The 13,440-nt window shown below is 37.6% G+C and carries 3 protein-coding genes; all 3 read right to left on the minus strand.

What is annotated here, in order from left to right:
* Positions 1 to 31: 31 nt before the first annotated feature.
* Entirely contained in the window at positions 32 to 6,631 is a 6,600-nt protein-coding gene (locus DF216_RS01960; protein WP_129325785.1) for a SpGH101 family endo-alpha-N-acetylgalactosaminidase, read from the minus strand.
* A gap of 312 nt (positions 6,632 to 6,943) precedes the next feature.
* Positions 6,944 to 9,250 (minus strand): DNA translocase FtsK, encoded by a 2,307-nt coding sequence (locus tag DF216_RS01965; protein WP_129325786.1) that lies wholly within the window; start codon positions 9,248 to 9,250, stop codon positions 6,944 to 6,946.
* Between the two features lie 84 nt (positions 9,251 to 9,334).
* Positions 9,335 to 13,297, minus strand: a complete 3,963-nt coding sequence (locus DF216_RS01970) for a YobI family P-loop NTPase (protein ID WP_129325787.1) — start codon at positions 13,295 to 13,297, stop codon at positions 9,335 to 9,337.
* Positions 13,298 to 13,440: the final 143 nt, after the last annotated feature.

Consider the following 13,440-nt stretch of genomic DNA (forward strand, 5'->3'; position numbering starts at 1 on the left):
AAAAATTATCTGTCCAAAGGAATTTTATCGTTTAGTTTCTCTTTCTGTTTCTGATGAAAGAAGCTGAGAAAATTAAAGCTAGACCACCTAACAAAGCTAGAGCAGTTGAGTTTTGTTCCCCTGTAGCTGGAAGTTGTCCCTTCTCTTCAACAGCAACCGTTTGAGGTTTTTGCTCTTCTTCTTGGTTATTAGAAGCAGAAGGATTTACATTCTCATCAACAGCTGGAGGAGTATCATTGCTTGCTGCCTTATAGACGATAGCGTAAGCGGTCAAGTCTGCTGTTGTAAATTCAAGTTTACCATCTTGGATAATGTAAGCGAGTTCTTGCAAGTTCTTGCTTGGAGTAATAGCATAAAGTGCCTCCACTTCCCCTGAAACTGGCAATCTAACAAGAAGATTACCGTTTGGTTTAACCACTTGTCCTTTTTGGTTCTTAAGTTGAAGGTTATATACATCATACTTCTTACCAGACAAATTCTTGTTAGTCTCTGAATTACTTTCTACTTGATCAACATCCGCTAGTTCCTGACTTTTTCCGATAATTTCGATATTTCCGGTCTTATCTACTACTGCTTTCAACGAATCCACTGTAGGTGCCGCTTCTGTTCCTACCGTTCCTAGTGGACCTGTGTACTCTGGAAGTTCCACTGTAGGTGGTGCTTCTGTTCCTGCCGTGCCTAGTGGGCCTGTATATTCAGGAACTTCAAGAACTGGAGGTTGCTCTTCACCTTTGCTGCTTGTAGGAGCGTCTGGTTTAGCAGTCTTATCTTGTAATTGGTTGAGATAGTATGCGAAGTACTCGATCATTCTTTCCGTCAAGAGATGATTATCCGTCGCATATTTCATGCTTGCCTGAACTCCAGCCACTTCCTCTTGATTTTCTTTGTCTGTCAATTTTTGAGCTTTAGCTAAAGCTGCTTCATAAGTTGACAAGTCAAGAGGTGTTTCTGCTACTTGTGGACGAGTAAAGATGAGTTCCGCTGCAGATTGGTATTTATCTCCACCATCTCCGTAAGTCTTGGTACCTGTAAGGACAATTTTCTTAGCCTTAATTGTCTTGCCAAAGTCAATGTCTTTTGGCTTATTGTTATCAGGCCAGTCCGTTGCAGTAAAAGTGTGCTCCTTGCCAGACTCATCTGTCACAACCAGTTTCACATCTCTCAAGTTACCGTTTGAACCTGAACCACGTGGAACATAGCGAAGTCCTGTGATTTCAGTCGGTTCTTTCAAGATCATGGTTGCTGATTTACCAACATCTCCACCACTCCAAGATGTATGCCATAAACTAGACAAATTACCATCAAAGGCATTTCCCAAGCCTTCACCAGCTTGTGCAGGAGCATTGAGACTTTCAAAGTCTTCTGCCACCAAGGATGTTTTCTTTTGAACTAAAGCATTCTTCAAGGCTTCAATCTTGGCAATCTCTGCACGTGCTTCTTCGACACTGATATCATCATCGGCCTGACTGAGGTTAAAGACCGCCTCTTTCAAAGCATCCATAGACTCTTTCGTGTAGTTGGTCATGGCTACAGTTGGCAAGTAGTTCTTCAGAGCATTTTCTGTCAACATCTTACCTGTTAGGGTAATTTCTTCGATTTGCAGATTGTCCATCATGAAGTCGTTATAACCGCGGAAGTTGGCATTTCCACCAGAATCGCCACGAGTATTGCTTGCGTTACCTGTTGAGTAGATACCTACCCAAGTATCGCCTGTTTCTGCACCTGTCACGAGGAAGGTTGCCTTCTTGGCTTTTTTAGAATCCGTCCAGGTATTTGGCAACTCATGCATTTCCAAGTTGCTTGCTTTCGTACCACGGTTACCAGATTGGAATTCTCCCTTACCAACTACAAAGGCGTAGGTATTGTCAGAACCTGCTTCATAATCAAAGGTTACACGGTAGGTCTTACCAGCTTCAAAGCGGAAGTTTTGTGGGATGGTTTGGTAAACCAAGTTACGACGGCTAACCAGTCCATTGGTCTTGAGTGACCATTTTCCTTCGATAACATCATCAACTTTCTTACCGTTCCAACCACGCTGTGTATATGGATCGTGCTTTTCAGACAAGTGAGTACGGTTATCTTCAACTCCTTCGACACCGCCCACTACGAATGGGAAGATACCCTGAGCAACATTTTCAAAGTCTTGTTTGAAGGTGCCTTTACCTGTATCATGGTTTTCTCCGTACATGCTTGAATTATTTTCAAAGGTACGAATTTCATCAAAGTAAGTTGCCTCATCACCAGCTTCACGACTCAAAGTAAGAGTGACATTTGATACGTCAGAACCAGTTGTAAAGAAGGCATACATGTTTTGGAAGTAACTTGTATTGTCAACTGTAGCATTGTCACGACGTGTATTGTGGGCGTAGGCCTTAACATAGTTGAGAGCGAGAGACTTATTGGTATAAGTAGTCACTTCTTTTTCACCAGTATTTACAGTGATGCTCGCCTTGGCATTACTACGGTTATCGACACCGACATAAACAGCATACTTGGTATTTGGTTTCAAACCAGTTAATTTCTGAGTGAGACTGACCTTGCTCTTATTGCCTTGGATACGAAGCATTTCATTTGCGCCTTGTGATTTGACAATTTCTGCCTTAGAAGCATCGCCTGAAATAGTCCAATGTTTCAAGGTACCGCTGTTAAATCCTTGGTCATAGATATGCATACCTTCACTCCATGACATTTCAGGATTGATTTGTTTTGAACGATAGAGAACGTATGGTTGGTTTGCGAGAAGATCTAAGGTAATCTTACCATCTGTTACAGTTAGTTCTTGCTCTTCTGTCTTCCCTTGGTCAGTCAGCTTGTAAAGGTAAACCTTGCTCTTTGCCCAATCGCTCGGAAGGGTCCAAGTTGTTGCACCAGTCTGCGTATTGAAGTAGTACATTTTTTCCTTAGCAGTAGGAAGTTTCTTACCATTCGCATCCCAGTTCCAAGGAGTCAAGTAAGCTGAACCATCTTGGATCACACGCCCGTTGAGAGTTACTGTACGTTCGCGGTATTGTGGGCTATTGACATCGTTTGACTTACGAGTTACAACTACTTTATTATTGTCAGCATCTACCAATTCCACTCGCATTTCTGGAGTCCATTTATAGGTGCTACCATTATCGGTCATAGTCACTGATGTACCATTTTCCCATTTACTTACAGTGAAGTGTTGGAAATATTTGGTCATCAAGTCATGGGCAAAGAGGTTAGTCACATAGCCATTGTAATCACTTCGTCCTTGCCAGCCTTCAAAGTCTTTCATGCTGTAGCCACCTAGAAGTGGATAGTCTGCTGCACCACCGTAACTTCTGTAGTCCCCTACCCAAGCATCTTTTTGGTGGTTACGGATAAAGCGGGTGATGGCACTGTTGATACCTTTATTGGTGTAGCCACCGTAGGTCAAATCAGCTGCCCAGTGATGGAAGGTAGAGTCGTACTCACCACCATGACCCCACTCGATTGCAAAGCGCCAGCCTTGTTTGTTGATCTCTTTAGCGAGAACGTGAGTAGCCCAGGCACCGTTGTCACCTGATTGACCATTACCCCAAACGTCCACATAGATAAAGTCGAGTCCGTCACCAAGTTTTTTCTTCAAATCTTCCCAACGTGCCAAACGACCATGAGCCAAGTCATAAGCAGCATCAATGTTGATACCTTGGTCTAGCCAGTTCCAACCATAGCTATAGCTACCATCTGGATTCTTACGAAGAATTTTTTCATTGAAGTATTTAGACTCAGGATAAGTTTCAGAAGCGTTGACGTGGATACCTAGATGAGCCCCGTATTTCTTCGCTTTCTCAATCAAGGTCTTGAAGTCTTCGACACCACCGATACGTTTCCCAATATCAGCATAGTTCAAGTGACCAGAGTCATGGCCTTCGCTACCATATCCTTTAAGGAGAACACCTTGCCCAAGACCATCTGTATGGAGATTGATCTTCTTGATACCATCCAGAGTCATGAGGAATGGGTTTTGTGCTTGTGAACCAAAGTTCATCGCGATACGATAAGCTGTGATATCCTTGACTTTTTCCCAACCTTGAGGGTTGTTCATAATGCTACGATAAGCAATGGCTCCATCCTGCCAGTCTACTTTATTATCCGCATTGGCATCTTCAGTGATAACAACCTTGGCACTTGGAAGTTCCTTGGTGTATTCTGGGAAGACAATGCCCTTATAAGCTTTTTCCCATTGCCATTCAGAACTATGAATTCCAACATAGTTGGCATTTCCGACTGTTTCCTTGTAGGCTGTCAAGCGAGTCCAGTCATAAGAACCTCCACCGTAGCTGTTTTGAGAGTTGCTCCATACACCTGCAGCCAGCTTATCTGTAGAAACAAATCCATACATGTAACCCTTGGCCAAGTCTTTCATTGGATTGGTTACATCAATATGATCATCTCCGCTGACATGGGTATTGTTTGACATAGTTGCCCCATCAAACTTAGCACCAGATTGATCACTTGAAACAGAGACTAGAGCATTGCCAAGGAAACTAATAGAAGAAAGCAGTTTTCTTTCATCATCAATCTTTTGACCTGGAGTAACTTGATTGTGGTTGACAATCTTGGTCACATCAAAGTGCAACTGATTATCCACAACCTGCAAACGAACCGTCATGTCCGCATTGATTAGATTTTTCTCATCACGGAGTTTCATCAAGTACTCTGCAGTTGTCTCGTTGATTTTTTTGTAGGTGACTTCAGGTGTGACTTCGTGTTTGTTGATAAAGACTTTATTGAATTGTTGAACTTGTCCTGGCAAGGTATGCCCGTTCAAACTGTATTCTTTAATACGTGGGAAGGCTTGGTCAATCACTGCTTTGAGAACCTTAGACTGAATAGTGTCATAAGTTACCTTGCTATCATCAACCGCAGCTCCTGTTTCTTTTTCAGCAGGGGTATCCTCTGTTTTTACCCCCTCTTGGTTATCCGTTTTAACGCTAACAACTGTTCGCTCATCGCCATAAGAGCCTGCCTTGAGAAGAATCTTCTTCTCATTTTTAAGATGGTCATTGACCGCAGCTGGTAGAGTTACTGTATCAAAGAGCTTCACATCATTATTCGTTGCATTGAGTTGCCCATCTGACTTGAGAGTGATAGAGAGACGGTTGGTTGATCCTGTTTCAGGAGCAGCAACACGACTACCTCTATACCAAGTGCTAGTTGTTGGAGATTTATACTCCCAGAACCAGCCATCCTTGTCATAACCGACAAAAACATTATTATCGGTATCTTTAAATTTCAGGAAAACACCAAAGCGTGACTTGCCCTTTTCAGAATCTTCTTTGAAAGTTAAATCAACAGTTGCATTTCCATTGGCATCAACGGTCAAGCCCTTCTTTTCAAACAGAGCTGGTTTGCCTGCGTTATCATTTTGAGCAGTTGAGGATAGTTGGTTGTAGCGGACACCTTTTTCTTCTCGGATAGTGACTGTTCCCTGTTGTTCTTTTTTCTCTACCGTTTGCCATTCAGCTGTCACTTTCTCAGGTGTTTCAGGTTTAGCAGCTGGTTTGTCCTCTTTGGGTTTGTCTTCGGCTGGTTTTTCTTTCTCTTCCAAGTCTGCTGGTTTAACACTTGAAATCCCCTTCATGTGATCTTGGATCCATTTCAATTGAGCAGGTGAGAAGAGAATACCACCACTACGTTGGCCAACAACTCCATTTTGATGAACACCGACAAGTTTTCCTTCTGTATCAAAGATACCACCACCACTAGCACCTGGATGACTACCTTGATAACCGATCCCTTTTACACCCTCACCGTAGGATTCGACTAATTCAACAGTTGTATTGAGCACTGGTGATAATTTTCCAGTTGGATAGCCAAAGACATGCAATTTATCTCCAACCTTTTTCACTGCAGGTTTTTCAGTCACTTCTGCTGGAGCATTTTCCAGAACAGTTCGCAATCGAACAAGAGCCAAATCATTCTTGTAGCCTTTTAGGAAACCTTCACGATCCCAGTGAATAATGTCTTTTTTACTAAATTTAACATCTGGTAGTCCTGGATAGGAAATGCTATAGATATCTCCATCACCATTATCATTGTCAACGACCTTGCGATTATTCCCATCTGGAACGTCTTTTATAAAGTTATGTGAAACAGTTAAAACAAGATTTTCGCCAATGACAATCCCACTACCTTCACCTGATGGTGTCTTGATTTTGACAGTTGCTCCGTAGTTTAATTCACCATTCTTGGTTTTAGCTACATTTTCTGGAACGAGATTCTCAGTATCCTTAGCTAATTGATCCTTGTCAACTTCTTTCCCTTTATCTTCAGCCTTATCTAATTTGCCCCCTAAACCTTCTGGTAACTTATCTGAACTAGCTGATTTTTCTTTTTCAAGTGCTAATAGTTCTTCTTCTGTCTTAGGTCCATCCGTAACTTCTGGAGACCCTTGATTTTCTCCCGCCTTTGGTGCTTCAAAATCACGCCCATCATTCTCTTTTGCTGTTGCAAGAGCAGTAGCTAGATCCGCTGGTAAATTCGCTGTGGAGCCAGACTGCACGCTATCTGCAAGAACTGTACTTGTTCCAAAGAATGCAGCCCCAATCATAACAGAAGCAACACCTAATGAAAATTTCCGAATACTATATTTACAACGTTTTTCAAATGATCCTTTATTCATAAATTTTTGTTCCTCCTAGTTTAAAAAGTAAGCGTTTGCATATTTCTCTAAAAAAATAACCTCCTCCATTTTTAAACACTACTTTCTAAACAAATATTTTCTATTCCAATTCAATATATCAAAAACAGCTTAAAAAATCAATAGCTTAATAGGTAAAAGTAGTAAAAGTATAATCAAAATATTAGACAACTCTAAATCCAGTTTCAACCCCTGCTGAATAAGAGTTTGGGAAAGCAATAAAAAATGAAACTAACTCTCAAAAATGGAGCTAGAATAGTTCCTTTTTAAGAGAAAGTTTCACACATGTTTATTCTATTGTTGCAATACTTTTCGTGGTTTGGTTCCTTCAGCTGGACCGATGACACCTGCCATCTCTAGTTCCTCCATGAGACGAGTCGCGCGGTTAAATCCAACCGACAAACGACGCTGAATCATAGAAGCACTGGCTTTCTGCGTTTCGATAACCAGAGCCTTGGCTTCTTCAAAAAGCGGATCGCCATCAGTTTCGCCGTCAGAAAATTCTCCTTCATTTTCAGAGACTTCTCCTGGGTCAAAGCTATCATCGTAGTCCGCATCTGCCTGAGCCTTGATGAAGTTTACGATACGTTCAACATCATCATCCGAGATAAAGGACCCTTGCAGACGGACTGGGTGATTTTCATCGATTGGTTTAAAGAGCATATCCCCTCGACCAAGCAGTTTTTCAGCTCCGTTCTCATCCAAGATAGTTCGTGAATCTGTACCCGATGAAACTGCAAATGCCACACGAGAAGGGACATTGGCCTTGATAAGACCAGAGATGACATCAACCGATGGGCGCTGCGTTGCGAGAATCATGTGAATCCCTGCAGCACGTGCCTTCTGTCCGAGACGGATGATGGCATCTTCCACTTCCTTGCTGGCCACCATCATAAGATCAGCCAACTCATCCACAATGACAACAATCAAAGGCAGGGGTACTTGTTTGTACTCAGATTGGCTATTAAATTCTTCGACCTTGGCATTGTAACCAGCGATATTTCGCACACCAACCTTAGCGAAGAGTTCGTAACGGTTTTCCATCTCATCTACAACCTTTTGCAAAGCCTTGCTAGCCTTGCGTGGATTGGTCACAACTGGGATCAAGAGGTGAGGAATGTCGTTGTAAACCGATAGCTCAACCATCTTTGGATCCACCATCATAAACTTGACCTGGTCTGGTCTTGCTTTCATCAGAATGCTAGCGATAATCCCGTTAACTGCGACTGACTTCCCTGATCCCGTTGAACCTGCAACAAGTAAGTGGGGCATTTTGGAAAGGTCAAAGGTGCGAGCAGTTCCATTGACAGCCTTACCTAGAGGTATTTCAAGGAGATTTTCTGGTTTTGTTTGAGACTGTTCCCAGAGTTCACGGAAGGAAACGGTCGCAATTTCAGAGTTAGGAACCTCAATCCCGACTAAGGATTTACCAGGTATTGGAGCCTCAATCCGGACATCCTTGGCCGCCAGAGCTAGTGCTAAGTCATCTGCCAAGTTAGAAATGCGATTAACTCGGACTCCAACTGCTGGCTTAACTTCATACTTGGTCACTGATGGGCCGATTTCAGCTCGTTCCACCGTCACCTTGATACCAAAGCTAGCAAAGGTTTCTTCTAGGATTTTGATGTTTTCTCGGACGATCTTCTTTTCCTTGGACTGATCTTTGGGTTTATCTGGCGCAAAGAGTTGCAAGCTTGGCAGTTTGTATTCGAGGGCTTCCTTGGCAGAAAAATCAACCTGCACCTCTTCATCCTCAAAGTCTTCTTCCACATCTGGAACGTCAAAATCAGTTTGAGGGAGGATAATCTCCGGTTCGATCCATTCTTCCTCAGGAATTGGGGGGAGATCGTAGTCTGGTACCTCTGATAAGATTTCTCCCGTTTCAGGATCTACAGGAGGAAGTGGTAGCGCATCCTGTTCTTCTTGTTCTCTCTGAATTCTGGCAGCTTCTTCAGCTTCTTGACGAGCCTTCTCCTCTTCTCTCTTGATGAAGCGTTCCTGTTTTCTCTGTTCCTGTTTTTCCATGAAGGATCTGAACTGCGCTCCAATAAAGGCTGCAACATCATAAATAGACCAGGGACTGACCAAGAGTGCCCCAACCAGAATCAAGAGAACTCCAATAAAGTAAGAGCCTATATTTGAAAAAAGAAAGGCTATGGGGATATAAAGTCCGACACCAAGCAGGCCTCCACCAGCAAAACTAGTCACCCGCATACCAGTAAGGTCCGTCATAACTTGAGACAAGGTCCCTTTTAGAACTGACTGCTCCAAGCCATATTTCCAGACAAGATAAGCCTCAAAAATTAAGAGTAAGCCAGCGAAGATACAGAGGAATCCTGACAGAAGTCCTTCTTGCTTGCGTATCCATTTAAATAGAAAGAGATAAATGAGGAGGGCACCAATGGCCACATAGGTCAAACTTCCGACCACCAGTCGAATGAGATTATAAAGGGTGATACCTGCCGCACCGAGCTTGAGGGCTGCAATGATCAACAATAAGGCAATCCCTAAGGAAATCAACATCCTCTGAATAGCCTGTTTTCTTTCGAGTTCTGCTTTAGACGGTCTCCGTCTTGTTTTTGTAGTATTCTTGTTTGCCATTCTTTTATTATACCATATTTCAGAAACTTCTAGAGAAATCAAAAAGACTGCCCACTTTTGTGTTCAGTCATTTGAATGTGATAACTATTGCTTTTCTTCTGCTTCATCACTATATTCAATCTGCTTCTTTCTTAATCCATATAGCTTTAATACAGAATTTTCATGTTTGGATTTATTAGAAATCAATTTCTTTTTCTTTAAGTAATCAAGAAGTTTTTCGTTAAATTTAGAATACGACACTTTCGCTTCCTGATTACCATTTCCACTATTATCTTCATTTTGATTTAGTTTGTCCAAGGCAACTTCCCATTCAGTGTAGATATCATAATCTATTTGTTCCTTCAAGATTTGCATAATATCCGGTAATTCTAATAAATCTAAATAATCACCTAGCAAAGTAAGCTTATCTACTTCTATTTGACTTCCCGAATTAGAAATTAATTTTTCAAAAAGTTCTTTCTTATGTTCAAGTAAAACATCATTCGAATTTAGTATAGATTCATACAATGGAACGCTAATTTCATTTTCATCTAATGCTATAAATTGTCTTATATATTTTTTAACTATTTTTTGTATTTTATTTTGAAGCGTCACATCTAACGAATCATAGCTATTTTGATTTATTAAGTTGTAAAAGTCATACTCATCAAATTTATTATCTAAAAGAAACACTAATATTTCTGCTCTATATTTTTCAGATAGATACAGATTCTCTAGCAATTCTCTAATTTGTTCTTCATCACGAATATCTTTTGCAGTATTTAAATAATCAAATTTATTCATCCTAATAAAGGAGGCTAAATGTTTTGGGTATTTCTGACGTATAAACTCAAGATTATCTTCATTAAAATCTATCAATTTATATTTTATGAGATGGTCCATCTGATTATCATCCTCATCAATTTCATTAAATGTTTCATAATAAGGATATCCTATTTCTTTCACTAATCTAATTCTGATATTTTTATTCATGTTCGACTCTTCTAAAACAAAATATACAAATTTTTCTTGTATTTCCTTATCAAACCTCAAATAGATCTCTTTATCAAACTCAAAATTAGGTTTTTGATTAATAAAATCTACCAAGAAATTACCATCTTTCTTATATTGACTAAAATATTCTAAAACAATTTCAGTATTTACTTCTGCTTTTTGAGCATTAACAAGATTTTGTACTAGTATTTCTCTATTTTCACTAGATAGGTCATTGAATTTATCTTGAGTATAAGTTATATAAAATTCTGGGACACTAGCGATAATTTTTTCTACTAATGTAACATTTTTAATTTTTTCATCATTATCTGACTCGTCAGATTCATCACTTCCTAACTTTTCTTGAGATAATTGATGATTAAATACAACATTATTATTTAATAATTGTTCAATATACTCAGGTTTATCACGCATCTCTCCCTCTGATAAAGTAACATACATTAGAATATACTTTAGAAATTCTTCATCAGAAGATTGACAATAATCTAGTAAAGGTTTTAATCCATTTTGACTAGTCATGATTTCATAATTTTTATGTTTTACATCTGATAACTCTGTACCCATATCAGAATACCGTTCCATGAAAAATAGTACATTAGATTTGCAAATATCGTATAAGCCATTCTTATAAATATAATTCAGCACATTTTCCTCATATCCTGAACTCTCAAAATCAAATTCCTTAATTTTAAAATCTATAGCCGATAAATTAAAATTAAACTTCTCAAAATCACAATAATTATTATGAAAAATGTTAAGAAAAACCTCTTGTGTCATCTCTAGATATTTAGAAATCTGCTCTTTTGTTTCTTTTGTACAATCACTCAAATCAACTAAATTCATTAAAGATAATATCAATTTTCTTTTATCAACGTAAATAAAATCGCCATGTTCTTGGTTAATATATTCGTTGAAGAGATCCGAGTTATGATGTAGCCATTTTCTCAAAAATACCCTTATATCACGCTCTGAGAAAAACGATTTATTTTCAACATTTAATCTAAATAATTCGTTATAAAAGTCCAGTAAAAATTCCAAAATATTATCTTGGTAAAAGATTAATTTCAACTTCTCATTATGTTCATTTGAATATAACAGAAATCTAAATAAATCATAATTTAACACATTACTACTTTTATAATTTTTTAATTCTAAATAATTAAAGATTTCATCAAAATTTTTTAGAGAAATATTATATTTATTCTGTCTGCCAGAAATTACATTTCTTAAATATTCTTTTTCTTCTACCGTTATCGTATTCTCATAGAAATGATTCAAATAATCTTGATAGCTCTCATCAATATAAGCATTTCTAATTAGGAAAGAGATTATTGAGAATTGAGGATTCTTTCTTATTTCTTTTGTAAAATCACTTTTAAAATCATCAATATCTGTAGCATATTGATAAACATCTGATAATCTATAACTATCTAGTTTCCCAAGCTCATCGTTTATTTTCTTAATTTCTTCTTTTAATTTTTCTATTATTTTTTTATTTTTAGTATTCTTTAAACGCTCTTGAAATTCTGGAGTATTCCTACTAGGAAATAAAGAATCAATATCCTCATTTCGCTTATATTGATTATACTCTGCATCATGATAACTATCAAAGGAATAAATTTCACTATCTCCTGCAATTAACTCTTTTATGTAATCATAACGTGTTGAAAAATCTTTTTCAAATTTTCCATTTACTTTAATTATTTTTCTTCCAGATGGTATTTTTAATATAGTTCCATATAATTCAACTTCATCGTTTAAATGTTCTTCCTCAGCATTCTCTATCTTTCTCTCCAAAGCATTCTTCTTATTATTTAACTCCTCTCTAAGATTTTTTAATGATATTTCTTTTGAGTTCAACAATTCATATAAATATCCTTGATTTCTTTGTAAAAGTGAAAAATCTTTAGGGAAAATATTTTTATAGACTACCATTGCAAATAGTTTTTCATAATCTAGCTTTAAAGTATTTAATGTGTCTTTATAAGTAAGATACTCATTACAAATATTATTGATTAATCTCATATCGTCAAGATATAAAGAAATATTAAATAAAAACGTCTTGTCTAAACTATCGTATTCCCACATTTCTGTTAGCAATTTTTTTAATATGTCATGAGAATTAGAAGCAGTTACAACAGGGACTATAGGAATAATAAAATCAAAAAACTTCGTTCTTTCTTGTGATTCAAACAAATCATCCTTTACAAGATAGAAAAACACCAGTTTACGTTTGTGATTTGCCTTTCTATTTCTATTGATAACTATATTTAATTCCTTCAATTTTTCAAAAATTCTAGAGTCATTAAAACGTTCAATATCTTCAAATACTATAACATCTGCTCCTGATTGCTTGAATAAATAAAGTACATCATCTAAATAGCGATCAAAATAAGATACCCTTGAACTTTCATTTGAGAAGATTTCAATATCAGTTTCAATTTTTTCTGCCTTTAAGGATAATTTTTTGATAAAACCAAAATCTTTTTGTAGCTTCAGTAAAAAATAAATTCCATATACAATTAAAACAAATAAAATTATTAGTACAAGAAGGGAAATAATAGGTTTCGTAGTCCAAGATAACCAACAAAAGTTATAAACCAATTCACTCCATGAAGAAATATTAAAAAGATACAAAGATAATAGTATTGTTAAACTTAGATATAGTGTAATATTGAGGGGGTTGATCTGTGATTCAGCATCAAGAGTTTTAAAAATGGATTTCCTTATTTTGTTAGGATTTATTTGATGAAGCAATTGATTGATTATTTTTCCTTCAATGGTATTAATTTCGCGCTTATCGAGTCCATTTTTTTCACTACTTTTCATTTCATCATATTGCCCCAAAGAAATATGAATGAATTTTTTATCTGTACATTTCCTCTCAAAACTCTCAACAACACTACTTTTCCCCGCTCCATAATTCCCAGTAATAGCTACGTTGGTTACTTCCGAATTTTTGTCAATCGCAAATTCAAGTGCTCTTTCTGTCACTGGCTTTATTTCAACATCTTTATTTGAAGTAAGTGCTCGAAATTTATATTCTCTTTCCATTAATTTATCTCTCCCTCTAGTAATTCTTTAACTATTATTATATCAATTATTTATTGAGATATAAAGCTTTTAGTTATTTCTCGTCTCCTACCTAAATCAGCTATAAAATTGGTTCATTTAGAATCGGGAAAATTCTCCTCCAC

The organism is Streptococcus oralis, from assembly GCF_004127215.1.
In the GTDB taxonomy this organism is placed as follows: Bacteria; Bacillota; Bacilli; order Lactobacillales; family Streptococcaceae; genus Streptococcus; species Streptococcus oralis_BD.